The sequence below is a fragment of the Sinorhizobium prairiense genome (assembly GCF_029201645.2).
GTDB classification, from domain to species: domain Bacteria; phylum Pseudomonadota; class Alphaproteobacteria; order Rhizobiales; family Rhizobiaceae; genus Sinorhizobium; species Sinorhizobium meliloti_A.
In genome coordinates this window covers 1,581,232-1,605,186 of sequence record NZ_CP104133.1, presented here as the reverse complement: position 1 = coordinate 1,605,186, position 23,955 = coordinate 1,581,232, and the positions used below count along the sequence as shown (strand labels likewise).

Annotated in this window: 23 protein-coding genes and 2 pseudogenes; 17 read left to right on the top strand and 8 right to left on the bottom strand. The window is 62.8% G+C overall.

Annotated features, from left to right (window positions below):
- Nucleotides 1-2 precede the first annotated feature (2 nt).
- The 7 genes and pseudogenes from N0Q91_RS30810 to rfbD all read left to right on the top strand — a co-directional run bounded on the left by N0Q91_RS30810 (nucleotide 3) and on the right by rfbD (nucleotide 6,995).
- The gene (locus N0Q91_RS30810; RefSeq protein WP_003529003.1) at nucleotides 3-1,181 is read left to right on the top strand and encodes a polysaccharide pyruvyl transferase family protein; all 1,179 of its coding nucleotides are present in this window, start codon (nucleotides 3-5) and stop codon (nucleotides 1,179-1,181) included.
- 42 nt (nucleotides 1,182-1,223) lie between these two features.
- Nucleotides 1,224-2,396: a galactoglucan pyruvyltransferase gene (gene wgaE / locus N0Q91_RS30805; protein ID WP_018098849.1), complete on the top strand. Its 1,173-nt coding sequence runs from the start codon at nucleotides 1,224-1,226 to the stop codon at nucleotides 2,394-2,396.
- A gap of 67 nt (nucleotides 2,397-2,463) precedes the next feature.
- Complete coding sequence (locus N0Q91_RS30800; RefSeq protein ID WP_275599161.1) at nucleotides 2,464-3,555, top strand: glycoside hydrolase; 1,092 nt, start codon at nucleotides 2,464-2,466, stop codon at nucleotides 3,553-3,555.
- A 22-nt stretch (nucleotides 3,556-3,577) separates the two neighbouring features.
- Nucleotides 3,578-4,459, top strand: coding sequence for a glucose-1-phosphate thymidylyltransferase RfbA (rfbA, locus tag N0Q91_RS30795; protein WP_275599160.1), 882 nt, complete (start codon nucleotides 3,578-3,580; stop codon nucleotides 4,457-4,459).
- Entirely contained in the window at nucleotides 4,452-5,015 is a 564-nt protein-coding gene (gene rfbC, locus N0Q91_RS30790; RefSeq protein WP_275599159.1) for a dTDP-4-dehydrorhamnose 3,5-epimerase, read from the top strand. The genes rfbA and rfbC overlap by 8 nt, the downstream gene beginning before the upstream one ends.
- An 11-nt stretch (nucleotides 5,016-5,026) precedes the next feature.
- Nucleotides 5,027-6,096, top strand: a pseudogene (gene rfbB, locus N0Q91_RS30785) (dTDP-glucose 4,6-dehydratase).
- Nucleotides 6,093-6,995, top strand: a complete 903-nt coding sequence (gene rfbD, locus N0Q91_RS30780; RefSeq protein ID WP_275599158.1) for a dTDP-4-dehydrorhamnose reductase — start codon at nucleotides 6,093-6,095, stop codon at nucleotides 6,993-6,995. Before rfbB ends, rfbD begins: the two are co-directional and overlap by 4 nt.
- A 47-nt stretch (nucleotides 6,996-7,042) precedes the next feature.
- On the opposite strand, the gene N0Q91_RS30775 is transcribed toward rfbD, so the two are convergent.
- Nucleotides 7,043-7,186 (bottom strand): hypothetical protein, encoded by a 144-nt coding sequence (locus tag N0Q91_RS30775; protein ID WP_198516656.1) that lies wholly within the window; start codon nucleotides 7,184-7,186, stop codon nucleotides 7,043-7,045.
- A gap of 241 nt (nucleotides 7,187-7,427) precedes the next feature.
- Here N0Q91_RS30775 and N0Q91_RS30770 point away from each other — a divergent pair, with 241 nt between their 5' ends.
- The 5 genes and pseudogenes from N0Q91_RS30770 (at nucleotide 7,428) to N0Q91_RS30750 (ending at nucleotide 10,276) form a co-directional block, all read left to right on the top strand.
- On the top strand, nucleotides 7,428-7,637 hold the full coding sequence (locus tag N0Q91_RS30770; RefSeq protein WP_003528984.1) for a CsbD family protein: 210 nt from the start codon (nucleotides 7,428-7,430) through the stop codon (nucleotides 7,635-7,637).
- Between the two features lie 208 nt (nucleotides 7,638-7,845).
- Nucleotides 7,846-8,133: a DUF2934 domain-containing protein gene (locus N0Q91_RS30765; RefSeq protein ID WP_275599157.1), complete on the top strand. Its 288-nt coding sequence runs from the start codon at nucleotides 7,846-7,848 to the stop codon at nucleotides 8,131-8,133.
- A 314-nt stretch (nucleotides 8,134-8,447) separates the two neighbouring features.
- Nucleotides 8,448-8,945: a BON domain-containing protein gene (locus tag N0Q91_RS30760; RefSeq protein WP_275599156.1), complete on the top strand. Its 498-nt coding sequence runs from the start codon at nucleotides 8,448-8,450 to the stop codon at nucleotides 8,943-8,945.
- A 54-nt stretch (nucleotides 8,946-8,999) separates the two neighbouring features.
- Nucleotides 9,000-9,358: pseudogene (locus tag N0Q91_RS30755) on the top strand (hypothetical protein).
- Between the two features lie 156 nt (nucleotides 9,359-9,514).
- On the top strand, nucleotides 9,515-10,276 hold the full coding sequence (locus N0Q91_RS30750; protein WP_275599155.1) for a DUF1236 domain-containing protein: 762 nt from the start codon (nucleotides 9,515-9,517) through the stop codon (nucleotides 10,274-10,276).
- Nucleotides 10,277-10,372: 96 nt separating this feature from the next.
- On the opposite strand, the gene N0Q91_RS30745 is transcribed toward N0Q91_RS30750, so the two are convergent.
- Nucleotides 10,373-11,452, bottom strand: a complete 1,080-nt coding sequence (locus N0Q91_RS30745; protein WP_275599154.1) for an AI-2E family transporter — start codon at nucleotides 11,450-11,452, stop codon at nucleotides 10,373-10,375.
- A gap of 308 nt (nucleotides 11,453-11,760) precedes the next feature.
- Between N0Q91_RS30745 and N0Q91_RS30740 the strand changes: the two genes are divergently transcribed.
- The 4 genes from N0Q91_RS30740 (at nucleotide 11,761) to N0Q91_RS30725 (ending at nucleotide 16,729) form a co-directional block, all read left to right on the top strand.
- A complete protein-coding gene (locus N0Q91_RS30740) occupies nucleotides 11,761-12,645 on the top strand; it encodes a helix-turn-helix domain-containing protein (RefSeq protein WP_275599766.1) in 885 nt (294 codons plus the stop codon).
- 126 nt (nucleotides 12,646-12,771) lie between these two features.
- Complete coding sequence (locus N0Q91_RS30735) at nucleotides 12,772-13,431, top strand: 2Fe-2S iron-sulfur cluster-binding protein (protein WP_275599153.1); 660 nt, start codon at nucleotides 12,772-12,774, stop codon at nucleotides 13,429-13,431.
- A 3-nt stretch (nucleotides 13,432-13,434) separates the two neighbouring features.
- Nucleotides 13,435-14,421, top strand: coding sequence for an FAD binding domain-containing protein (locus N0Q91_RS30730; protein WP_275599152.1), 987 nt, complete (start codon nucleotides 13,435-13,437; stop codon nucleotides 14,419-14,421).
- A gap of 22 nt (nucleotides 14,422-14,443) precedes the next feature.
- Nucleotides 14,444-16,729: a xanthine dehydrogenase family protein molybdopterin-binding subunit gene (locus N0Q91_RS30725; RefSeq protein WP_275599151.1), complete on the top strand. Its 2,286-nt coding sequence runs from the start codon at nucleotides 14,444-14,446 to the stop codon at nucleotides 16,727-16,729.
- A gap of 28 nt (nucleotides 16,730-16,757) precedes the next feature.
- Here N0Q91_RS30725 and N0Q91_RS30720 read toward each other — a convergent pair whose 3' ends face one another.
- The 5 genes from N0Q91_RS30720 to N0Q91_RS30700 all read right to left on the bottom strand — a co-directional run bounded on the left by N0Q91_RS30720 (nucleotide 16,758) and on the right by N0Q91_RS30700 (nucleotide 22,244).
- Nucleotides 16,758-17,606 carry a phytanoyl-CoA dioxygenase family protein gene (locus tag N0Q91_RS30720; protein ID WP_275599150.1) on the bottom strand — a complete coding sequence of 283 codons (849 nt, stop codon included), beginning with the start codon at nucleotides 17,604-17,606 and terminating at the stop codon, nucleotides 16,758-16,760.
- Nucleotides 17,607-17,655: 49 nt separating this feature from the next.
- Nucleotides 17,656-18,648, bottom strand: coding sequence for an ABC transporter permease (locus N0Q91_RS30715; RefSeq protein ID WP_275599149.1), 993 nt, complete (start codon nucleotides 18,646-18,648; stop codon nucleotides 17,656-17,658).
- Nucleotides 18,649-18,660: 12 nt separating this feature from the next.
- Nucleotides 18,661-19,665 carry an ABC transporter permease gene (locus tag N0Q91_RS30710; protein WP_275599148.1) on the bottom strand — a complete coding sequence of 335 codons (1,005 nt, stop codon included), beginning with the start codon at nucleotides 19,663-19,665 and terminating at the stop codon, nucleotides 18,661-18,663.
- A gap of 1 nt (nucleotide 19,666) precedes the next feature.
- Entirely contained in the window at nucleotides 19,667-21,160 is a 1,494-nt protein-coding gene (locus tag N0Q91_RS30705) for a sugar ABC transporter ATP-binding protein (RefSeq protein ID WP_100670242.1), read from the bottom strand.
- Between the two features lie 100 nt (nucleotides 21,161-21,260).
- Entirely contained in the window at nucleotides 21,261-22,244 is a 984-nt protein-coding gene (locus N0Q91_RS30700) for an ABC transporter substrate-binding protein (RefSeq protein WP_275599147.1), read from the bottom strand.
- A gap of 163 nt (nucleotides 22,245-22,407) precedes the next feature.
- Here N0Q91_RS30700 and N0Q91_RS30695 point away from each other — a divergent pair, with 163 nt between their 5' ends.
- Nucleotides 22,408-23,520: a LacI family DNA-binding transcriptional regulator gene (locus N0Q91_RS30695; protein WP_275599146.1), complete on the top strand. Its 1,113-nt coding sequence runs from the start codon at nucleotides 22,408-22,410 to the stop codon at nucleotides 23,518-23,520.
- A gap of 98 nt (nucleotides 23,521-23,618) precedes the next feature.
- Here N0Q91_RS30695 and N0Q91_RS30690 read toward each other — a convergent pair whose 3' ends face one another.
- On the bottom strand, nucleotides 23,619-23,954 hold the full coding sequence (locus tag N0Q91_RS30690) for a cupin domain-containing protein (RefSeq protein WP_100670244.1): 336 nt from the start codon (nucleotides 23,952-23,954) through the stop codon (nucleotides 23,619-23,621).
- Between the last annotated feature and the right edge of the window lies 1 nt (nucleotide 23,955).

The window sequence follows — 23,955 nt, the reverse complement described above, 5'->3', positions numbered from 1 at the left end:
GCATGCGTCCACGGATCCTCGTGACGGGAATTCCTGGTCATTACACGCGCCTCGCCAACGGCGCCCAGGGATTGTCCGTCTCCTATTCGGAGCGACAGAAACAGCCCGAGACGAAGGAGGAGTTTCTCCAGGAGCTTCGCAATATCAGCAATACGGGAAATTACCTGATCGGCGAGGGGGCGCTGCGCGCGATTGCCCCGCATGCGAAGCAGGTCCCGTTCTGGCACCTTTATAATTGCAGCCAGAACGGCGTCGGACTCGACGAGTTCAACGCCAATTTCGACATCTGCGTCTTCACCTGCGCGAACCTTCTGCGCAAGGGCCTGTCTGCGGATGCCGAAGCGGAAGTGCTTGGCAAGCTCAAGATGCCGATCGTCATGCTCGGTATCGGCCTGCAGAACCGCCGAGACCTTGAAAACAGCCTGCCGGAAGGTACGAAGCGGCTTCTGGACGTTCTCAAGGAGCGTGAGCACTATTTCCTGACGCGCGGGTTCGAAACCGCCGGTTTCCTGAAGGACCAGGGCTTCTCCTATGTGCAGCCGACGGGCTGCCCTTCCATCTATCTGATGCCGCACAATATGCGCGCCTCGCTGAAGAAGCTACCCAATGTACCGGTCGGCAAGGCGCGGACCATCTTCTCCGGCTATCTGGGTGCCAACCACGATTGCATCGTCGACGCCGCGGCGCTGGCGCCCGAGGGTTCGCGGCCCCAATACGTCATCCAGGACGAGTTCCTCCATTTCGACATGAACGTCGAAGCGAACGGCGACGGCCGGGTCTACGACTCCGCCTCCGGCACGATGCTCGGGGAACTGAGCTATCCGGGCACTGAAAGACTGAAAACGCCCTTCGACGTGCGGACCTTCTTCGATACGAACCAGTGGCGTGCCTGGGCGTCTTCCATGGATTTCAATTTCGGCCGGCGTTTTCACGGCTCGATCATCGCGATGCAGGCGGCCGTGCCGAGCCTGATGGTGGCGGTGGACGACCGGATGCGCGAAATGCTCGGCTACACGGGCCTGCCGGCGATCGACGCAGTCGAGGTCGACAAGGCGGAAAACCGGGCCGAATTCGTCGCCGACCACCTGGCCGGGCTCAATGCTTCCGAACTGGTCGACAGATATTCCGATCGCGAGCGCACGTTCCGCTCGGCTCTCCGGGAGATCGGGATCGGGCAATAAATCTACGCGAGCGTTTGCAGGCTCTAATCTCAGGTGTAATCGATGCGTATCTTGCTTACGGGAATCCCGTCCTATCTGCAGCGAACCGTCTCGGGCGTGTCCGGCGCGGAGGTTCGGCACAGACCCTATTTCGACGAGGTCAGAACCAAGAAGGAACTGATCGATCAGGTCAAGAAGATCGCCAATACCGGCAACTATCTGATCGGCGAGGGCGCAGCCCATGCCCTGCGCGGGCATGACGTCACCTATTTGCCCTTCTGGCATCTCGTCAACAACAGGAATTCCGACGAGGCTTATGAAAGCCTCAACGAGGAATTCGACATCTGCGTCTTCGCTTCGGCCAACCTCCTGCGCCCGGGCTACTCGGCGGATCTCGAAGCGGAAGTGTTCGAGAAACTGAAGATGCCGGTGGTGATCATGGGGATCGGTATCCAGCGGCGGGAAGGGCTCAAGGAAAACCTGCCTGCCGGCACGCTCAAGTTCCTGGAAGTGCTGAGGAACAAAGAGAGCTTCTTCCTCACGCGCGGTTATTTCACGGCCGAGTTCCTGAGAGAGCAGGGGATGAAGTTCGTCAAGCCGACGGGTTGCCCCTCGCTCTTCTTCGCGCCGGCCGAGATGAAGCGTTCGCTCGCCGCGCTCGCCAATCCGGATCTCGCTTCCTCCCAGAAGATCGCCTTCGGAGGCTATCTCGGAAGCGTGGCCGATACGATCGTCGATGCCCACGCGCTGCTGAAACCGGAGAGCGTCGCGAGCTACGTCGTCCAGGACGAGGTGGTCGCCTACAATCTCTCCCTTCCCGTGGACGACGACTTGCCCGTCTACGACCGAGCAAGCGGGCGCATCACCGGCCAGACCGCCTATAAGCATTCGGAGAAATGGCAGCGCAAACACGAGCTTCTGGTGTTCTTCGACACCAATCAATGGCGAAGCTGGGTCTCCGCGCGCGATCTCTGCTTCGGGCGCCGTTTTCACGGCTGCATCATCGGCATGCAGGCGGGCGTACCGTCGCTCATGATCGCGGTCGACGATCGCATGCGGGAAATGCTGGAATTCATCGGCTTCCCCTACATGGAGGCGGCAGTCTGGAACCGGGAGCCGGACAGGAAGGCCTATCTTGCCAGCTTCCTTTCCAAGATCGATTCGCAGGCTGTCATCGACCGGTACTCGGCCTGTGAGACCAACTTCCGCAATGCTCTGGCGCATGTCGGGCTCTAGAGCAATTCCGGGGATAGTGCGCAGCGGTTTGCGGCCCGGAACTTCGGCGAAGCGAGGAGCAGCAGCATTGCTCCTCGGCGCTTTGTTGACGCTTTCCGCACCCGCGCATGCCGATGAAGCTTCGGCGGCTCGCATTGGCGTCAATCGGATGAATCTCGCCTGGCTGCCCCGGGGCGACCAGGCGAGAATACTGACGGACATCGCCGCCAGCGGCGCGACGGATGTCCGGCTTTCGCTTTCGCGTCCGGTGGACAAGAGCATAGAGGCGCTGGCAATCGCCCACCGCCTGGGTCTGCGCATCCTTCTCGAGATTCAGCTGGGAAACAAAAGCTACTATCCCCAGAGCCTCAGACCGAGAACGGGCCATCGCCGTATCTGGGACGTCTATCGACTGTCGGATTTGGATCTTGTTCGGTATCGCAGGGAGTTGCGGCAAGCGCTTCAACGCATCGATGCCCTCGGCGTGCGTCTTGTGGCGATCGAGCCGGGAAATGAAATCAACTATGCCGGCTACAACGGCGATCTTGCCGTCTATCGAGAGCCGGGCGTCCGGTCACCGCGCAGCATCGCCGAGCTACGGGAGCGGACAAGGTTTGAACGCGGCCTCGACAACTACGTCAAGGCGCTGGAGATCAGCCGATCGGAGCTGCGCAAAACCGTACATAGCCGCGACGCAGCCGTCATTTCCGCCGGTCTCTCGGATATGAGCGCCGCAGAAGCCGACAGGCGCGGGATGGAAAGGCTCGATCCCGGCGAATTCGTCGCGCTCCTTCGTCAACGCGGCATCGACAGTCTGGTCGATGCCTATGGCATCCACATCTACCCCGGAAGGAAAGCCGCGCCAGCGATTGCAGCGCGGGTCAGAAGCATTCTCGATTTCTGCCGGACCGCGGGAACCGGCAAGTCCTGCTGGGTCACGGAATGGGGGATCGCAAACAAGGCACGCTCCTGCCCGGTGGACGATCGATCGCGAGGGGAGGCGATCCAGGTCATGCGCGCGACCTTCGGCGAACTGATCGAGGCAGGCCGGCTGACGGCTGCCTACTATTACGACTGGGACACCGAGCCTTCCTATAGCCTCTGGCGCTGCGGCAAGCTCAGTCCCGTCGGCCCCGCGGCGATCGGACCGGGCGACGGCGCAGGAGCGCAAGCAAGATGATGGCCTCGACCGGAGTGGGCGCATGAAGGGCATCATCCTTGCGGGCGGCCGGGGAACCAGGCTGTACCCGGTGACGATCTCGGTTTCGAAGCAACTGCTCCCTGTCCATGACAAGCCGATGATCTATTACCCGCTCGGCATGCTGATGCTGGCCGGTATTCGCGAGATACTGGTGATCACCATGCCCAGGGACCGGCCGCTGTTCGAGGAGCTGCTGGGGGACGGCAGCCAGTTCGGCCTCGCGATCTCCTATGCCGAGCAGCCGGAGCCGAACGGACTCGCCGAAGCCTTCGTCATCGGCCGGGATTTCATCGGCAACAGCTCCGTGGCGCTTATCCTCGGAGACAATATTTTCTACGGTGCCGGCCTGCCCGAGCTTTGCGGCGATGCCGCGGCCCGGTCGAGCGGTGCCACGATCTTCGCCTATCGTGTGGATGATCCCGAGCGCTACGGCGTCGTCAGTTTCGACGGAGAGACCGGACGGGCCGTGACGATCGAGGAGAAACCGGAGCGGGCGAAATCCAGCTGGGCGGTGACCGGCCTTTATTTCTATGAAAACAGCGTGCTTGACATCGCTTCTTCAATCAAACCTTCAGCGCGGGGCGAACTGGAAATCACCGATGTGAACCGGGCCTACCTGGAGCGCGGCGACCTTCACGTCTGCCGCCTCGGGCGAGGCTATGCCTGGCTCGATACGGGCACGCACGACAGCCTGCACGATGCCGCTTCCTTCGTACGCACGATCGAGCACCGGCAGGGCGTCAAGATCATGTGCCCGGAAGAAATCGCCTTCGAGCTCGGCTACGTTTCGGCGGATCAGGTGCTCGAGCGTGCCGCCCTGCTCGGTAAAAGCGACTATGCGATCTATCTCCGGCGACGGGTCAGGGAGCTCTCGGATGCTTGAGGTAAGGCCCCTTGGCCTCGACGGGGTCCTGGAGATCGTCCCGCACAGGCTCGGCGACGAGCGGGGCTTCTTTTCGGAGACCTACAATGCGGAGACCCTCGCCGCCAACGGCGTCGCGGAGACCTTCGTACAGGACAACCATTCCTATTCCGCAGCTGCGGGCACGCTGCGCGGCCTGCACTATCAGCTCCCGCCCAAGGCGCAGGCAAAGCTCGTTCGGGTCGTTCGAGGCAGGGTGTTCGATGTCGTGGTCGACATTCGCAAAGGTTCGCCGACCTTCGCGAAATGGGTCGGTCTCGAACTCTCGGCCGAAAAATGGAACCAGATTCTGGTGCCTGTCGGCTTCGCCCACGGCCTCGTCACGCTCGAGCCGGAAACGGAAGTCCTCTACAAGGTGAGCGAGCATTACAGCGCTGAGCATGAGCGGTCGATCCGATACGACGATCCCGAGATCGGCATAGGCTGGCCTGCCGCTACCGACCATCTGCAACTGTCCGCGAAGGACAGGAACGCACCATTGCTCCACGAATCCATTGTTTTCGAGTTCACCGCATGAGGGGAGAAACCATGCGAGTTTTGGTAACGGGTGGCGCGGGTTTCATTGGATCGGCGGTTTGCCGGCATCTGATCCGAAGCGGGGCCGAGCGCGTCGTCAATGTCGATAAGCTGACCTATGCCGGCAGCCTTGCATCGCTACGGGCGGTGGAAAGCGATCCGCACTATGCCTTCTACCGGGCCGATATCCGCGACGAACAGGTTCTGCTGCAGATCATGCGCCGGGAGCGGATCGATGCGATCATGCATCTTGCTGCCGAGAGCCATGTCGACCGCTCGATCGAGAGCCCCGACCCGTTTATGGAGACGAATGTCCTCGGCACGGTGCGATTGCTCAACGCCGCACTGGCCTACTGGTCGGGCCTCGGTACCGAGGAGCGAGAGCGCTTCCGGTTTCATCATGTCTCGACCGACGAAGTCTTCGGCGACCTTCCGTTCAACCGCGGGATTTTTTCCGAGGAGACGCGCTACGCACCTTCGTCCCCCTACGCGGCCTCGAAAGCGGCAGCTGATCATTTCGCACGTGCGTGGCACCACACCTACGGCCTTCCGGTGGTCGTTTCGAACTGCTCCAACAATTACGGCCCGTTCCATTTTCCCGAGAAGCTGATCCCCTGACGATCATCAACGCCATCGAGGAGAAGCCGTTGCCGCTCTACGGCTCGGGAGCGAATGTGCGGGATTGGCTCCATGTCGACGATCATGCGACTGCGCTGGAACTGGTCATAAGCCGGGGCAGGCCAGGGGAGAGCTACAATATCGGCGCCCGTGCCGAGCGCAACAATCTGTCGGTCATGGAATGCATCTGCGATCTGCTCGACGCCCGGTCGCCGCGAAAGGGCGGTCATAGCTATCGGGACCTCATCACCCTTGTTCCGGACCGGCCCGGTCACGACCGGCGCTATGCGATCGATCCCTCGAAGGCCGAGCGTGAGCTTGGCTGGAGGCCGAAGCGGAGCTTCGAGGGCGGACTGAGCGAGACTGTCGACTGGTTCCTCGCAAACAGGTGGTGGTGGGAGCCGATCCGGCGCGAGCGCTATTCCGGCGCCCGCATCGGCGAGCAGCATCGGAGCGTTGCGTGAGAATTGCCGTGACCGGCTGCGAGGGGCAGTTGGCCCTCAGCCTGGTGGAACGGTCTAGTCGTTGGCCGGGCGTGGAAGTCGTCACGATCGGGCGGCCGCATCTCGATCTCACGGAGCCGGCAACGATCCTGCCGGCGATCGAGCGGTGCCGGCCGGACCTCGTCGTCTCCGCAGCAGCCTATACGGCCGTCGACCAGGCCGAAAGCGAGCCGGAGGCGGCGTTCGCGACCAACGCGTTCGGGGCCGGCGCGGTCGCTGAGGCGGCCGCATGCCTCGAAGTGCCGATCATCCATATCTCGACGGACTATGTCTTCGACGGGAGCAAACAGGGGAGCTATGCAGAGGGCGACACACCGGCTCCGCTCAGCGTCTACGGCGCATCCAAGCTTGCCGGAGAAACCGCAGTTGCCGAGGCAACGCCCCGCCATCTCATCCTTCGCACGGGCTGGGTCTACAGCTCCTTCGGGAAGAACTTCGTCAAGACCATCCTGCGGCTCGCAGAGGAGCGCGAGGATATCGCGGTCGTCGCGGATCAACGCGGAAATCCGTCATCGGCGATCGACCTTGCGGATGCCATCCTCGATATTTCGGCGCGGCTGACGAAATCCGATCAGGACGCCGCCTTCGGCCTCTATCACCTCGCTGGCACGGGCGTCGTAAACCGCGCCGATTTCGCGCGGCATGCTCTTTCGGCGAGCCGTACCGAAGGCGGTCCCTGGGCGCATGTTCGGGACATCGCGACAGGGGCCTTTCCGACACCTGCAAGCCGCCCTCCCAACTCCTCGCTGTCAAGCGCCAAATTCACCGCGGCCTTCGGCCGGGCCATGCCAGCCTGGCAGGATTCGGTGGAGCGAACCGTAAGGCGGCTTGTCGGGAGCATTTCGAGTGAAGCCCGTTAGGGCGGAGCGCGGACGGAAAGCCGCACGCACTTCCAGACCGAAACGATTTACTGCCGGGCTGCCGCCTGTTGGGCGTCGGCACGCGCGGGCGGATCGGGCGCGGCCCATTCCGCCGCCGCGATGGCGGAACCGAGCAGGAGGGCGGGCAGAGCGAGTGCTGCGAAAAACCGGAGCACGTGACGGCGACGCATGCGCTTCTTATCCCGATCGTAAACCATCGTCCGCCCCGCTTTGGATAGATTGGAAACAGTCCTCGCACGATAGAAGCAGAGAAGCCCCGCAAGGTCGAGTTCCCTGGGTAACACAACTTTGTGTCTGTAACGTCACGTCCGACGTCCGGTCTCCCGGAAAGCACGATCGCGGCCGGCTCGATGAACCAAATGCGTTCTCATGAGTTCCATCTTCGATACAATTGAACCAGGAGGATTACTCATGGACTGGAATCGTGTTGAAGGTAACTGGAAGCAGGTCAAAGGCAAGGTCAAGGAGCAGTGGGGCAAGCTCACCGACGACGATCTGGACCAGATCTCCGGCAGCCGCGAGCAGCTCGAAGGAAAGATCCAGGAGCGTTACGGAATCGAGAAGGACCGCGTAAGGCGCGACATAGACGATTGGTACGGCCGCCAGACGTGGAATTGGTGATCAGCAAACGCCGGTCGAGACCCGCCTTGACGGGTCTCGATTCATGCCTAACGATTGTTCCCCTTGATGAAGGCGAAGATATTTGCCCGACAAACCACGGATAGTCGATCTTGGCTTCCGCCGCCGGAGGTACGCGCCTATGCTCGCGATGGGAGTTCCGAAGCCGGCAGATCGGCACTAACCTGCGTTTCGCTCAGGAGGCTCAGCCATGACCACCGACAATGAACGGGACAAGCGCATCCGCGCACGCGCCTATGAGCTGTGGGAAAATGACGGAAGACGTCACGGAGACCATGAGCGGTACTGGCACGAAGCCGCTCGGGAGATCGATGCGGAGGCTCAGTCGGATCTTGCCTCGGACCTGCAGCCCGGTGGAATGCAGCCCGACCGCGGACCGGCCGGGGGCGTCGGGAGCATCGGAAATGAAGGCCCCGATAAGGCCAAGGCTCCGCCCCGCGGCGCCGGCCCGCGGCGGGGCACGGCGAAGAAACTATAAAGAAGGCGTCGGTGCAGCTGGGGAAGGCCACGGGCCCCTGAGGCTGTCTGTCCCCGACGGCCCTGCAACGGCGGCGCCTGCGGCATAGCCAATCAGATCGAGTTCAGCTCTCCTTCGTAATTCTTGTCCAGGCCTCGGCTCGTCGACCGTGCCATCACGCTCGATCTGCCGTGGCGTCTGACCCGGAGCGGAACAACGGGAACCGGGGTTGGTTACCAGTGATCGCACCCGCCAATGGGTCATGTCACCGCAAGCCGGATTGAACAAAAGCCTGTCGGTTTTGTTTGACCTTTGCAGAATGAAAGGAGATCGCAATGAAAGTGCCCCGTAAGGATAAGGCGCTCTCGCGCGACGAGGACTATCGCGACTATGAGGAGCGCGATCTTCGCGAAGGATGGCCCTACGCGGATGGTAGCGGCAGTACATCGATCAGCCCCGAAAACAGAAGCTATGGCGCTACCGGCGCGAATTTCGATGAGGACCGCGGAAAGGGCTTCATCGTGGATGAGGCCGGCGCAGACGGTCTTGAGGAAAATTCCCCGGACAATGGTCGTCCTCTGCCGCCTGACCGCATCGACAGCGACGAACTGGAAGCGGTGATCACGGATCTGCTTAGCCAAAGCGGTGAAGCCGAGCCCAACAGCATCGACGTGCGCGCCGACAAGGGCATCGTAACCCTGGAGGGTGCTGTCGAAACCTTGGCGATGGCGCGCCGGCTCGTGGCAGCGGTGGAGGCCGTGCCCGGGGTGCTGGAGGTTCGCAACAATCTTCAAACCCTTGGCGTCGATTCCCACATGCCTGACGACGGCTAGCGACGACGCCTTTGCGGTAGCGCCGCCGCCGCCGGGACATCGATGGAGGGTCCAATGTCAGTGTTCGAGGTATTGGCCGAGCAGGAAGTGGCCGAAGAGCTCGGCGTCGCCGTGGTCATGTTGACCCGCGAGGATGGCCGTGGTCTCCCCGCAAAGGGATAATGCTCACGCACGAACTCGTCGACGACGCGTTCGAAGGTGACCGGGGACGGGCGGCCGAAGCAGCAAGATCCGGCGTGATCGACCATGAGGCGATGCGCCGGATCAACAGTCCGGACAGGCTGGTTTATTACCCGCGAGACGCAGCCGATCCTGTGGCATGGACGCTTGCCGCGTTCAGCCGCGACGATTTGGGACTGTTCGAAGGACCGGTCCGTTCCGGTGGGGCCGGGGCGGGCGGCATCCAGGCTTAGAGTGCTTCAACGCAAAGTGTGTAGCGTCTTCCCGTCCGGAAGTGCGCACACACTTTCCTCATCCCGCTCCTACTCTGCACAGGCGGGGTTGCCAGGGAACAATCCTGTCAATCCGCGGTTGGCTACTCGAAGGGACGTTCGAATGGAGAACATCCGATGAAGGGTATCCTTATCAAGAGTGCGCTCGCTTTGAGCCTCGGGGTTGCGTCCACCCCGGTCTTTGCACAGACGGAACAGCCGGCACAGGGGCAATCCACCGATTGCCCGGCCGGGACGGAATGTCCGCAGGGCGGCGCGCAACAGGATCAGCAGCCTGATGCTCAAGGGGGTGCGACACAGCAGGACGGGCAGACGGGCCAGGACCAGCAACAGCCGGCAGATCAGAAACAGCCCGCCGATCAGCAGCAACCGGCCGACCAGGGCCAGCAGCAGGATCAGCAAGATCAACAGAAGCAGCCTGACCAGCAGCAGCAGGACCAGCAGGGGGAAACAGGCACGCAGCAGGATCAAGGCGGCTCGCAAAGCGGGGAGACGGGGACCGACACGCAGACCAAGCAGCAGGACTCCGAGCAGCAGCCCGCGCAGGGCGAAACCAAGGAACCCGCTCAAGGCCAGTCCCAGTCGACCGAGCAGGGTCAGTCCTCCGGCTCTTCCGGAGATGTCGACGTGACGGTAGAGCAGAAAACCGAAATCACGCAGATCATCAAGGAAGAGAACGTCGAGCCGATCGACGTCGACTTCGACGTATCCGTCGGAGTGGCAGTACCGGAAACTGTCAAGGTCAAGCTGAAGCCGCTTCCGACCCGCATCGTGAAGATCGTGCCGAGATATGAAGGTTATCTGTTCTTCATCCTCGCCGACGGTCGGATCGTCATCGTCGAACCTTCGTCGCTGGAGATCGTGGTGATCCTCGCCTGACAGCTTGCCTGATGAAGCTGCCCGTCTGATTCTTCAGGCGGGCCATTCTCGTCGTCCACGGTCGTGCGCCGTGGGGTTTCGATCCTTTCCGGCGCCTCAAACCTCGGGGTTCGAATTGTGCCGGCGCCAGATATCCAGGAGCAGCAGCGTTACCGTGAAGGCTACCGGGCCGATCACCAGCCCAGCCGACCCGAATACGATTATGCCTCCGATCATGCTCATGAAGGCCGTCAGCGTGTGGAGCTTCAGGCGATCTCCCACGAAGATGGGGTAGAGAAGATTGTCGATGGTCGCGACCACTCCGGCGCCCCAGGCGACGAGTATAAGCGCCTTTCCCCACTCGCCGCCCAGGGCCAGCGACAGCGCGGCCGGAAGCCAGACGATGAAGGCGCCGAGCACCGGCACGATGGCGAGCAAGCCCATGGCGAGGCCCCAGACTACGGGCGCCGGCAGACCGAGCAACCAGAACATCAGGCCGCCCATCGCGCCCTGTACGGCAGCAACGGCCACCGTGCCGAAGACGACGGCCTGCACCGTTTCGTTTACCCGCGTGAACAGCCGGTTCATCTCCTGCGAGCTGAGAGGGGAATATTCCTTCAGCGCGCCCAGTGCCTGCTGGCCGTCACGCAGGAAATAGAACAGAAAATAAAATGTCAGGATGGCGTCGACGATCTGGGCAACCGACCCACGCACGAACGAGGCGCTGAAGTTGGTAAGCCAACTGGTCGCGCTGCCTGCGATCCCGGCCAGATCGAGCTGCGTTTCGACCCAGACGACGACCGGTGCAAGGCGCGGATGGTTGGCGAGCGCATCGCTCCATTTACCCGACCTCACCGCTTCCTCGACGATCTGTGCCCCCTTGGCAGCCTCGTTTACCAACCGTTCCGCCATGAAGGTGAGCGGAACAGCCACGACGAAGACGGCGATCGCCACGGTCGCCCCGGCGGCGGCTTCCGGGTAGCGGAAGCGTTTTTCGATCCGACGATGCAGCGGCCGGAACATCACGGTGAGCACGAGCGCCCATGTGAGAGCGGGCAGGAAGGGCACGGCGAGGAAGTAGCAGACGACCAATCCCGCGGCGAGCGCGACAAGGATTGCCAATGTCCGCGAACGCCGCGGCGTCAGTAGGCGGTCTGGAGCCTCCTTTTCCTCAGCTACGGAAACACTCTTCGCCATCGCGTTTTCGCTCGTTTGGGGTAGTTCGGGTCCAGTCGGACAGACTTGTCGAAAGATAACGCATCTCACCGAAAGACGTTGCGACAGCCAGGTGCAAACGGGCGCACCATGCGAGGAATTGTCCCGATCGTTCCAGTTGGTCTCGGCTGGTGGGAGCCACTACACGACACTTTGAACATGGTTTGGTGGCGCAACCGGCGTGGATGCTGGAGAGTTCGTGCGGGCGAGAAGGTGAGGACCCTGGGGGCGTGGCGATGGCGCGTGGGCGCCGGCGCGGTTTTGGTTCGGTAGAACACAGGACGATAGATATGTCTTTCAGGCCGCTTTTCGGTAGTGGGCGAATTCGGACTGCCGGAGAGCAGCCGGCGCAGCCCACGACAGCTTCCTGGGCCGGTTCCTCGGTCGTTTTCGATCGTCGGCGGTGGGCGTGCCGGGAAGCCGAACTTCGCTGGACGGCGCCGCATCACGTACTCGTCCTGACGGAGGAAGGCGCCACATCGCAGACCTCCATCCGATCCGAAGGAAAGATGGTTTATGAGGGGCGGGACCGATCTGGTGCGATAACGTTCGTGCCCGCGGGGGTGGAACGCCTCGGTGCCTATCGCGACGTCGACCTTATCTATTCCGCCCTGTGGATCAAACCCCGGTCTATCTCTCCCGCCAGCGATCACCTGCAGGATTTGCCGGTCCTGATAAACAAGAGCGACAATGTGATCAGCGCGCTGTTGCAATCGTTGAGCAGCGAGATATCCAACGGCCATATCCCCGATTCGGCCTATATGGAACATCTGATTGCACTCGTCACTTTGCGGATACGTGGCTTCGCTGACGAGCCTGTACCGGCTCCCCGCCATGGCTCCCTCGGCAGCCGCGTCGTCAAACGGGTCCGTGACTATATAGACGCACACTTGGACAGCGACATTTCCCTCGGCGATTTGGCCGATGTCGCCGGTGTTGCCTCGGATTCTTTTGCGCGTCGCTTCAAAGTCACGACCGGCTTCGCGCCTTACGCCTATGTGCTCGAGGAACGCATCCGGCGCTCGGAGGTGCTCCTGTGCGAGACCGACACGACGCTGAGCGCGATCGCGTTGACCTGCGGCTTCTCGAGCCAGAGCCACTTCACCACGACATTCAAGCGCCTGCGAGGCGTCACCCCGCACGCCTATCGGTCGAAAGTTATTCCGGAATCCTGATAATCCCGCCGATTTCCTGAAAGAAATGGCAGGCGTCGGCGGCCATGTTGTCTCCTGTCGATGCGCGCCGCTCGGCGCGTTCCAGGCGGTGGGAATCTACCTCGCAGTCGAATCCGGAGATGACTCATGGACGAAACGCAAAAGGACAATGGACCGACGCGAAGGGCGGTGCTCGAGGGCGGTGCAGCCACGACCCTGCTCCTCATCGCCGGCCTGCCCGTCGGGCGTGCCGCTGCAACCGGTGCTGCTGGCGCACCGTCTACAGGCCCGGCGTCCACGCTGCCGGTGCTGCTCAACATCAATTCCAGTAACATCGCGGTGGATGTGGATCCGCGGACCACGCTGCTCGACACCTTGCGCAACCATCTCGGTCTCACCGGTTCGAAAAAGGGTTGCGACCATGGTCAATGCGGAGCCTGCACCGTTCTTGTGAACGGACGCCGGATCAATGCCTGTCTGACGCTCGCCGCGATGCATGAAGGCGATGAGATCACCACGATCGAGGGGCTTGCAGGTGAGGACGAACTTCATCCGATGCAAGCGGCATTCATCGAACACGATGGTTTTCAGTGCGGCTATTGCACTCCCGGACAGATATGCTCCGCAGTCGGAATGCTGCGGGAGGTCGGCGAAGGTTGGCCGAGCCACGCAACCGCCGATGTTGCGGCCGCCTCCGCCAATCTCACCGATGCCGAAATTCGTGAGCGCATGAGCGGCAATCTCTGCCGTTGCGCCGCTTACCCCAACATCGTAGCCGCCATTCGCGATGCGGCAGAGAGGTCATGAAGCATGCAGCCCTTCTCCTATCAGCGGGCCGACACAGTGGAGACGGCCGTTGCGGCTGTGGCGCGTCGGCCGGCGGCACGTTTCATCGCCGGCGGCACCAATCTCCTGGATCTGATGAAACTGGGTATCGAGCGCCCGGATCATCTCGTCGACATCGGCCGTTTGGGACTCGACCGTATCGAGCCGACCGAGGAGGGCGGATTGCATATCGGCGCTCAGGTCCGCAACAGCGATCTCGCCGCCGATCCGATCGTCAGGTCACGCTACCCGGTTCTGTCTCAGGCGCTGCTGGCGGGCGCCTCCGGCCAGATACGAAACAAGGCTTCGACAGCCGGCAACCTTCTCCAGCGTACTAGATGCCCCTATTTTTACGACCGCAACATGCCTTGCAACAAACGAGAACCGGGCGCCGGTTGCGCCGCACTCAAGGGCTTCAACCGGATGCATGCGGTCATCGGAACGAGCCAGGCGTGCATTGCGGTGCATCCCTCAGACATGGCGATCGCCATGGCGGTGCTCGACGCTGCAGTCGAAACCGTCTCACCGGGAGGTGAAACGCGTTCGATCCCGATCGGAGATCTCTACCGGCTGCCTGGCACGACGCCGCACCAGGAGACCGTGCTTGCCCACGGCGAAATGATCACCGGCGTCACTCTGCCGCCACCACCCGCGGGCCGGCAGGCATATCGCAAGGTGCGCGACCGCGCCTCCTACGCGTTCGCCCTCGTTTCCGTTGCAGCGATCATCGAGGTTTCCGGCAATCGGGTGCGAACCGCTCGTGTCGCCTTGGGCGGCGTTGCGCCGAAACCCTGGCGGGCCCTGGAAACCGAGAGCAGGCTCGCGGATGCGGCACTATCGGACCATGTGCTGACGGACGCCGCGGAGGCCGCCCTGACGGGAGCCGCCGGATATGGCGGCAACGACTTCAAGATTCCCTTGGGCAAGCGGACGGTGCGTTACACGCTCGCCTCCGTGGCCGAACAAGCATGATCCGAGCAAACTGGTGGACACTATGACGGATAAGGCGCAGCGAAATACCACAAGCGGTGGCGGCAGCCTCATAGGCAGACCCATCGACCGCGTCGATGGACCGGTCAAGGTTACCGGCACCGCCACCTATGCCTACGAAGTTGCGGAGGGCCCGCCTCCGGCTTTTGGTTTTGTGCTGGGTGCGGGCATCGCCAAGGGTCGCATTCTGGAAATCGAAACCGGCCAGGCCGAACGAACGCCGGGCGTCCTTCACGTGATGACGCATCTGAATGCACCGCCGCAACCGGAATTTGGTCCAGCCGTCACGCCGTCCGTGCGCGATGTTTTCACCCGTGCGCGACCCGTGCTCCGCGACGACCGCATTCGCCACTATGACGAGCCCATCGCTCTTGTGGTCGGCGAGACCTTCGAGGCAGCACGCGCCGCTGCGGCCCTCATCAAGGTGCGTTACGACGAAGCAGCCGGCGACTTCGGCCTCGAAGAGCGCCGCGGAGCGGCCTACGCACCGCAGCGGACCAATGCAGGCTTTGATACGGATATTGCAGTGGGCGATTTCGATGCAGCCTTTGCCGAGGCGGCGGTGCGGATCGACATGACCTACCGTACGCCCTATCAGCACCACAATCCGATGGAGCCCCATGCGACGTTGGCGATCTGGCAGGGCGACGACGTGACGATCCATACCTCGGCCCAGACCCTCTCGAACTTTCGTGCCGGTCTCGCCGCGACCCTCGGCATTCCTCTCGAGCGCGTGCGCGTGATCAGCCGTTACATCGGCGGTGGTTTCGGCTCCAAACTCATTGTCCATGCCGATTCGGTGCTCGCGGCTCTGGCCGCGCGCATTCTCGGAAGACCCGTCAAGGTCGCCCTGACGCGCCAGCAGATGTTCGCCAATGCCGGGCACCGTGCGGAAATGCTCCAGAACGTTCGATTGGGCGCGAGCCCCGACGGAAAACTGCTTGCTCTCGGACACGATGTCTGGTCGGCAACCTCTCGCGTCGAGGAATTCTGCGAGCAGACGGCGGTCTTCGCCCGTTCGCTCTATGCCGCGCCCAGTCGCCTGACCCGCCACCGGCTCGTTCCAGTCGACCTCAACAGAGGCGAGTGGATGCGATCTCCGGGCGAGGCGCCAGGCATGCTCGCGCTGGAATGCGCCATGGACGAGTTGGCCGAGCGGCTGGGTCTTGACCCGATCGAGCTCAGGATCCGCAACGAGCCCGATCTCGATCCCGAGCGCGGGGTGCCGTTTTCCACGCGTAACCTCGTGGCATGCATGCAGGAGGGCGCGCGGCGCTTCAATTGGGAGCGGCGCAGGTCGGAACCGGGCAGCCTGCGCGAAGGCCGGAAGTTGGTTGGCCTCGGCATGGCGGCTGCGATCCGGCCGAACTACATCGGGGCCGCGGCGGCTTCGGTTCGGATCGATGCGGAGGGGCGAGTGACCGCTCGCCTCGACATGACCGATATCGGTACGGGGACCTACACCATCCTCACGCAGATAGCCGCCGATGCTCTCGGCGTTCCGATTGCGGCAGTCACGATCGAGCTTGGGGATAGCCGCTTTCCCTTGACCGCAGGCTCCGGCGGTTCCTGGGGAGCGGCAAGTGCCGGGACGGCCCTCTTGCGTGCGTGCGAGGCGCTGAAACGCAAGATCGTGGCCGCGCTGCGTACGCAAGATGGTGCATCCGACCAGAATTCCGGGACTGACGACGTCACGATGGTCGCAGGAGCGATCCGCTTCGGCGAACGGACGGAAGCGTTGCCGGAATTCATGCGACGCGTCGCACCCGAAGGGCTCGACGCCACGGGCTCGGTCGAGGCCGGTGCGAGCACCGAGAGCTACCGCGCATTCTCGCAGCATTCGTATGGCGCGCATTTCGCCGAGGTGAGCGTCGACTGCGACACGGGAGAGGTTCGTGCGAGGCGCTTGCTCGCCGTGATCGGCGCAGGCCGTATTCTCAACACGAAGACGGCGCGTTCACAGATACTCGGAGGTATGATCTGGGGTCTCGGCGCAGCCTTGATGGAGGAATCCGTCCTTGACCACCGCCACGGATGTTTCGTCAATCATGACCTTGCCGAGTACCACGTTCCGGTCAACAGCGACGTTCCCGACCTCGATGTCGTGTTCATGGAGGAGAGCGATGACAAGGCCAACCCTTTCGGCGCAAAGGGCCTCGGAGAGCTCGGCGTTTGCGGTGCCGGCGCGGCGATCGCCAATGCGGTCTATAACGCCACCGGAGTAAGGGTTCGCGAGTTCCCGCTGACCCTGGACAAGGTCCTGCCGGGCCTGGCGACGGTTGCGCTTTGAATTCCGGCGAAAGCGAGCTGTGGGATCCTCAGGTCGGTGTCGAGCCCATCACCAGACCTTCGATGTCGTGCTTCTGCGTGACGGGGATCAGTTCCTCAACGACACTGCAGACGAGGTGCTGCTTCACCAGAACGGGCAGGGCATCAAAGTATTCCTGCGTCACCATCATGTCGTGCAGTTCGGCGTGGCCGGCGCCGGGCGCGTCGACGCCGAGGACCATGACCGGACGGGCGATCGGCGAAGCATGTTCCGTACCCCGATGGATGGTGAGCGCGGAGCGGCACGAAACGTCTCCCAGCTTCGGATATTTGCGCGTCGCGAGCTCCTGAAACTCAGGCCACCTCTCCTTGGGCGGGAACATTTCATGCTTCCACTCCCTGCCGTCGAGCCACTGGGTGCCGGGCGCGATCTCGAACGGACCCATGTCCTCCGTCACGTCCACGCCGGTGAGATTGAAGGCAAGCGAGGTGATGCGGCGCTCGACATAGGTTTCGGGCGGCGAGGGGAAGTCGCGGTGCCAGGGCTGGTACTTCGCCCCCTGGAACGGCACGTCGAAGCCGATCTCGACGATCTGGTAGTCGGGACCGAGCACCGCCTCGCACATGCCGGCCACCCACGGATGGGTGACGAGGTCGACGAAGCCGGAAAAATCCTGCGGATGGATCTCGACGTACCAGCGGCGCGGGCCACGGCCGACGGCGCCACCCGGCCGTTGAATGGCCGACCAGAAGGCCGTCATCATGTCCTCACGCATGGTTTCGGCCCACTCGCGCGAGAAGGCACTCTTCAGTCCGGTAATGCCCTCCCGTTGCAAGGCTTCGACGGACGCGCTGAAATCGTAGGCCGACCGGTTTTCATGTGTTGCTGTCGTAGTCATCACATCTCCTCTTGCTTCGCATTGTCGCGGGCTTCACCCTGGCCGCATCTCAGATGCGTTCCTCGCCTGTTCGGCGTGACATCAATCGCGCCTGAAGAACGACGACGATCAGCAGGAAGCCGCCGCGGATGACGGATTGCCAATAGGCCGAAAGGGAAATCCACCCGAGGCCGTTCTCGAAATTCAGGATATTGAACACCATCGCGAGCAGAAGGGCGCCCGCAAACGTCGCCCCGACAGAGCCCGAACCGCCTGTCAGAAGCGTACCCCCGACGACTACGGAGGCGATCGCGAAGAGTTCCCAGCCGACTCCCTCGGTCGGTTGGCCGGCACCGAACTGCGAGGCGAGGATGACGCCTGCGAGCCCCGCCAGCGCGCCGGAGCCGACATAGACGGCGGCGAGCGTCCGCCTCACCTTGAGGCCCATCAATGCGGCCGTCGCTTCGCCGTCGCCGATCGCCAGCACATGGCGGCCGACAGGCAGGCGTTCGAGCACCAGCCAGCCGGCAACATAGACGAGAAGGGCGATCCAGGCGGGAATCGGAAAGCCAAGGAAGTCGTCCTGACCTATCGCCGTGAAGCCGCTGTCGTAGGAAACGGAGACGGACTGGTTTCCCGCAAGCAGCAAGCCGGTTCCGTAGGCGGCCAGCATTGTCGCGAGCGTCGCGATAAAAGGCTGGATGCGCATGACGGTCACCGTGAAACCGTTCAATGCTCCGACGGCAAGACCCGCCGCGATGCCGCCGAAGAGACCTGCGGCCCAATGATAGGGCGACAGAAGCGCTGCGACGACGCTCGCCATGGCTGCGGTACCGCCGACGGAGAGATCGATGCCTCCCGTCATGATGACGAAGGCCATGCCCAGCGCGATCAGCGCGAACATGGAGTTGTAACGCAGGAAGCTCAGGATGTTGTATTGCGACAGGAAGTTCTCGTAGCGCAGCGCTCCGAACAGGATGAGGCCGAACAGCGCCAGGATGACGCCGAGGCGGGCCATATCGCCGGGGGACTTGAGGGCAAGAGCCTTGAGGAGTGAGTTCATCGGCATTCTCCCTCACGACTTTCCGGCGCGCTGCTGGATGAACACCGCAAGTAAGATCAGTGCAGCCTTGACGATCAAGGCGGCCGCGTCCGGCACGCCATTGGCCAGCAGGGTGTAGCGCACCAGCTGGATGACCAGGGCGCCGATCACGGTGCCCACGATGTTTGCCCGCCCGCCGGTCAGAAGCGTGCCGCCGACGGCGACTGCGGCGATCGCGTCGAGCTCCATGCCGAGGCCGACGAGGTTCGCGTCGCTTGCGGAGTTGCGCGCCACGACGATGAGGCCCGCCACCCCGGCAAGCGCGCCGCTGATCGTGTAGACAAGCAGTTTGACGCGGTGGACGGGTATGCCGGTGAGGCGTGCGGCCTTCTCGTTGCCTCCGACCGCGATGACCTGCCGCCCGAACACCGTGTAGCGGATTGCCGCCCAGGCGATCGCCGCGATCGCAATCATCAGGATCACCTGGGCGGGAATGCCGGCGACACGCCCCAGGGCGATGAATTGGAAACCTTCGTTCCGGAAGACCTGCAGGTTGCCGTTGGTCATCACCTGGGCGATGCCGCGGCCTGCGATGAACAGCACGAGGGTCGCGATGATCGGCTGGATCGCGAAGCGGGTCACGAGCAGGCCGTTGAAAAGACCGAGCAGCCCCGTGGCGACGACCGGCAGAACGAAGGCCAGCGCCACGGCCACGGGCATGGAGGAAACCGGAAACAGCGTCCCCATGAAGATCATCGGCGCAAGCGCACCGCCGATCGCCATCAGGGAGCCAACCGAAAGATCGATGCCGCCGGTGGCTATCACGAGCGTCATTCCGATGGCGACGATCACGATCGTGGCGACCTGGGTGAGATTGACGTTGAGCGTCTGCAGCGACAGGAAGTTCGGAGTGAAAACGACGTTGAACAGGATCAGGGCCAGAAAGGCGGCGACGGTGCCGTAACGCCCGGCGAGCCTAAAGAAACGTTTGCCGGAGGGGACGGTGCCTGCGGTCGCCTGTGTCTCGATCGTCGTCATGCTACTCCACCTGATGTGCCATGGCGGCAAAGAGCGCAGCCTCGCTCAATTCCTTGCGCGGCAGCACGGCGACCGAGGTTCCGTCGCTAAGCACGGTTACCCGGTCGGCCGCCGCCAGCAATTCCTCGAGTTCGGACGAAATCATCAGCACGCCGAGGCCCTCGTCGGCGAGCCGGCGCAGGAGGCGGAGGATTTCCGATTTGGCGCCGATATCGATGCCGCGGGTCGGCTCGTCGACGATCAGCAGCTTGGGATCGGTACAGAGCCACCGGCCGAGCAGGACTTTCTGCTGATTGCCGCCGGAAAGTTCCTTGATAGGCTGGTCCGGCGAGGTGCATTTGATGCCCAGCGCCGCGATGTAGCGAACCACGATTTCATCCTGGCGGGCGCGATCGACGATACCGGCGCGGGCGAGCTTCGGCAGAAGCGCGAGCGTCATGTTTTCGCGAATACTCATATCGGGAATGATGCCGTCGACCTTCCGGTCCTCGGCGACGAGCCCGATGCCGTCGGCAATTGCGTCCGCGGGCTGGCGATAGGAGCGGGCTTCGCCATCGTAGCGAATTTCGCCGCGCTGCAGCCGCTCGGCGCCGAAAATCAGGTTGGCCGTTTCGGTTCGGCCGGAGCCGAGCAAGCCGGCAAGCCCGGAGATCTCGCCTTCGCGCACCGTGAGGCTCACATCCCGCACGCGGACGCCGGCGCCCGCATTCCGGACCGATAGCCGCACCGGTCGCTGTGCGCCCTCGTCGGCGTCCTTGGCGATCGCTTCGAAGGCCGCGAGTTCTTTGCCCAGCATATGGCGCACCAGTGCGAGCTTCGGCATGTCCGCCATTGCGGCCGTCGCCACGGTCTTGCCGTCACGCATGATGGTGACCCTGTCGCAGATCCGGTAGAGCTCGTCGAGACGATGGCCGATGAAGACGACCGAGACGCCGCCGCGTTTGAGCGTCCTTATGGTGTCGAAAAGGATGCCGACTTCCCGCTCGTCGAGGGAAGAGGTCGGTTCGTCCATGATGACGAGCCGTGCCTTCTGTGTCACGGCGCGCGCGATGGCAACCATCTGCCGGGTAGCGGCGCTGAAGCCGGCGACAGGTTGATCGACGTCGATCTCCAGATTGAAGGTCCGCAGCACGTCGGCGGCGCCTTGTCGCATCGCGGCCCGGTCGATCATGCCGAAGCGGCGGGGTTCGCGCGACAGATAGATGTTTTCGGCGACGGAGCGCTGCGGGGCGAGGTTGATCTCCTGGTAGATCGTCGCAATGCCTCGGGCCTGGCTCTCCGCCGGCATGCTGAAGGATACGTCCTCTCCCGCAAAGACGACCGCACCCTCGTCGCGGCGGTACGCGCCGGTCAATATCTTGATGAGCGTCGACTTGCCCGCGCCGTTCTGCCCGACGAGTGCCATGACCTCGGCTTCGCCGACTTCGAGAGAAGCCGCACGAAGCGCCGGAATGCCGTTGAACGACTTGCAGATGCCCTGCATGGACAGAAGCATAAGTCCTCCCGATGCCGATCTGTCTATATCGCGGCCGATTTCGCAGCGATTGCGGACTTCGCCAGCCGGCCGGAGCGATCCGGCCGGCCGGCGAAGGATGTCAGTAGGCGTTGGCGAGTTCGGCAGCCGCGTTTGACGCGTCGTAGAACTTGTCCTCGTTTATGACCGTGGGGTCGATCTTCTCGCCCTTGGCATAGCGCAGCATCGTCTCGAAGGCCTTGGGCCCGAAGCGCGGATTGCACTCGACCACCGCGGCGATCTTTCCATCGATGACCGCCTGCACCGCTTCCTTGCCGCCGTCGATCGACAAGACCAGCACGTCCTTGCCCGGGACCTTGCCCGCCGCCTCTATTGCGGCAATGGCACCGATCGCCATCTCGTCGTTATGGGCATAGACGATGTCGGCATCCGGATGCGCCTGCAACAGGGCTTCGGCGACCTGCCGGCCCTTGTCGCGTGCGAAATCGCCCGACTGCGAAGCGACGATCTCGAAGCCGCCTGCCGCCTTGATCGTCTCGTCGAAACCTTTCTTCCGGTCGTTGGCCGGCGACGAGCCGGTCGTACCCTCGAGCTCGATGATCTTCGATTTGCCGTTGGCATTCTTGACGAGCCACTCGGCGATGCGCCTGCCCTCTTCGATGAAATCCGAGCCGATGAAGGTCACGTAGTCCTCGCCGGCCTTGGCAAGCGACGGATCGACGCTGCGGTCGAGCAGGATGACGGGAATGCCGGCCTTCTTGGCGGCCATGACGGCGGGGATCAACGGCTTCTCTTCGCGCGGCGCCAGGAAGATCAGTTCCACGCCTTGGGCGATCATCGAGTTGACGTCGGCCACCTGCTTGGCCGCGGACCCGGCGGCGTCCGTGTAGACGAGCTGATGGCCGAGCTTCTCGGCCTCGGCTTTCATGCTGTTTGTCTGGGCAATACGCCAGGGATTGTTGGATTCCGTTTGCGCGAAACCGACCTTATAGGTCTCCTTCTGCGCCAGTTTGGGCAGTTCCGCGAAAGCGACGGTGCCGGCGACGGCGATTGCGCCGGCCGCCGTGGCCGCAAGCATGAACGCGCGACGTGAAATCCTGTTCATCGTGTTCTCTCCTCCCGGTTTGCCGGTACTCCTCTACCGGCTGCGAGCAACTTTATGCTTCACACGGGAAAACCTTGCGCTAATATTATTAGCAGTCAAGGCTAAAGTTATTAGCACGTGCACAAATTGAATGCGGCGTTGCAGCGCCGGACTGGGGAACGAAATGGCAAAGGGCAATGGGGGCGGTGCGTCGACTAAGGAAGCGGGCGGCGGCCGGCCGACCATGACCGACGTGGCGCGTATCGCCGGCGTCTCGCAATCGAGCGTTTCCCTCGTTCTGAATGAAATGTCCGGAGCCCGCATCTCGGCCGAAACAAGGGCGCGCGTGCGGGAAGCGGCGCGAAAGATCGGGTACAGGCTGCCGAATACCCGGCAGGATCTCGCCCGCGCTCCCGCGATCGAAAAGGATACGATAGCCTTCATAGTAGACGAGATATCGACCAGTCCGCACCCGGTGGTCAGCCTCGACGGAATTCGCGACTACGCCTTCGAACAGGGCCTGCTCGTTTCCGCGCACGCGACCCGTTCCAACCCCGACCTTGAGAGCGCCGTGCTGCGCGCTGTATTGCGCGATCCGGCAATCGCTGGAGTGATTTATGCGACGATCTTCACACGAAAGGTGAGCGTTCCGCGCGAACTGGCGAACATTCCGACCATTCTGCTGAACTGCTATGCCGAGCCGCGCCAGCACCTGGCGATCGTACCCGGAGAGGTCGCCGGAGGCTTCGCGGCGACGGCGCATCTGACTTCTCTCGGACACCAGCGTATCGGCTTCATCAACGGCGAACCGTGGATGGATGCCGCAATCGATCGGCTCAAAGGCTACAAGCAGGCGCTGGCCACCGCCGATATCGCCTATGACGAATCCCTGGTGCGCAATGGCGACTGGCTGCCCTTGCGCGGCTACGAGGCTGCACTCGAGCTGCTTGCCATCGACAATCCGCCGACCGCGATCTTCTGCGGCAACGACCTGATGGCGATCGGGGCGCTCGAAGCAGCTTCGGAGCGCGGGCTTCGCGTGCCGCAGGACCTGTCGGTAATGGGTTACGACGACCAGGAACTCGCCCGCTACACGCATCCGCCGCTTTCGACGCTGGTGCTGCCGAACTATGAAATGGGTCAGAAGGCGGCGGAAATGCTGATCGACATGGCGATACACGGAAAGAACCCGCGCCCGATGACGATCAAGGTGGATGGCCCTTTGGTAGAACGGGGAACGACGGCAGCCATCCCCGAGAGGATGACTGGACGTGCTCTTGCCTTGCGCGAGGGGTGAGCGGCGTCGAACCGGAATGCCCGACGCAGGCGGGACGCGACGGCTTCAAGTCTTGCGGCTGCGCGGTTGCAGACGGAAAACCGCTTCCTTGAACTGCTCTATTTCAGGAAATCGGCGCGGTGCGGCGTGAAGCTGTCGATCAGCCGGCCGGCCTCCAGCGCCTTTACGCCATGGACCACGCCCGACGGAGCAATGAAACTGTCGCCGGTCGAAAGAACCTGCGTGTGCTCGCCGACGGTGACTTCGAACCTGCCCTCTGCGATATAGCTTCCCTGCACATGAGGGTGTGAGTGGAGTGCGCCGATTCCGCCTTTCTCGAAGGCGAATTCGACCAGCATCAGCTCGTCGGTATGCAGGATCACCCGGCGCCGATTGCCCTGTCCGAGCTCTGTCCATTCGCCGTCGTCGCCACGGGCAAAAAGTTTCGTGTCCATC

Coding starts and splice junctions, on each gene's coding strand:
- N0Q91_RS30735 (WP_275599153.1), top strand. CDS start 12,772: ATGGACGAAACGCAAAAGGACAATGGACCGACGCGAAGGGCGGTGCTC.
- N0Q91_RS30725 (WP_275599151.1), top strand. CDS start 14,444: ATGACGGATAAGGCGCAGCGAAATACCACAAGCGGTGGCGGCAGCCTC.
- N0Q91_RS30740 (WP_275599766.1), top strand. CDS start 11,761: ATGTCTTTCAGGCCGCTTTTCGGTAGTGGGCGAATTCGGACTGCCGGA.
- N0Q91_RS30775 (WP_198516656.1), bottom strand. CDS start 7,186: ATGCGTCGCCGTCACGTGCTCCGGTTTTTCGCAGCACTCGCTCTGCCC.
- N0Q91_RS30730 (WP_275599152.1), top strand. CDS start 13,435: ATGCAGCCCTTCTCCTATCAGCGGGCCGACACAGTGGAGACGGCCGTT.
- N0Q91_RS30715 (WP_275599149.1), bottom strand. CDS start 18,648: ATGAACTCACTCCTCAAGGCTCTTGCCCTCAAGTCCCCCGGCGATATG.
- N0Q91_RS30745 (WP_275599154.1), bottom strand. CDS start 11,452: ATGGCGAAGAGTGTTTCCGTAGCTGAGGAAAAGGAGGCTCCAGACCGC.
- N0Q91_RS30770 (WP_003528984.1), top strand. CDS start 7,428: ATGGACTGGAATCGTGTTGAAGGTAACTGGAAGCAGGTCAAAGGCAAG.
- N0Q91_RS30720 (WP_275599150.1), bottom strand. CDS start 17,606: ATGACTACGACAGCAACACATGAAAACCGGTCGGCCTACGATTTCAGC.
- wgaE (WP_018098849.1), top strand. CDS start 1,224: ATGCGTATCTTGCTTACGGGAATCCCGTCCTATCTGCAGCGAACCGTC.
- N0Q91_RS30695 (WP_275599146.1), top strand. CDS start 22,408: ATGGCAAAGGGCAATGGGGGCGGTGCGTCGACTAAGGAAGCGGGCGGC.
- N0Q91_RS30765 (WP_275599157.1), top strand. CDS start 7,846: ATGACCACCGACAATGAACGGGACAAGCGCATCCGCGCACGCGCCTAT.
- N0Q91_RS30700 (WP_275599147.1), bottom strand. CDS start 22,244: ATGAACAGGATTTCACGTCGCGCGTTCATGCTTGCGGCCACGGCGGCC.
- rfbC (WP_275599159.1), top strand. CDS start 4,452: ATGCTTGAGGTAAGGCCCCTTGGCCTCGACGGGGTCCTGGAGATCGTC.
- N0Q91_RS30750 (WP_275599155.1), top strand. CDS start 9,515: ATGAAGGGTATCCTTATCAAGAGTGCGCTCGCTTTGAGCCTCGGGGTT.
- rfbA (WP_275599160.1), top strand. CDS start 3,578: ATGAAGGGCATCATCCTTGCGGGCGGCCGGGGAACCAGGCTGTACCCG.
- N0Q91_RS30705 (WP_100670242.1), bottom strand. CDS start 21,160: ATGCTTCTGTCCATGCAGGGCATCTGCAAGTCGTTCAACGGCATTCCG.
- N0Q91_RS30810 (WP_003529003.1), top strand. CDS start 3: ATGCGTCCACGGATCCTCGTGACGGGAATTCCTGGTCATTACACGCGC.
- N0Q91_RS30760 (WP_275599156.1), top strand. CDS start 8,448: ATGAAAGTGCCCCGTAAGGATAAGGCGCTCTCGCGCGACGAGGACTAT.
- N0Q91_RS30710 (WP_275599148.1), bottom strand. CDS start 19,665: ATGACGACGATCGAGACACAGGCGACCGCAGGCACCGTCCCCTCCGGC.
- N0Q91_RS30690 (WP_100670244.1), bottom strand. CDS start 23,954: ATGGACACGAAACTTTTTGCCCGTGGCGACGACGGCGAATGGACAGAG.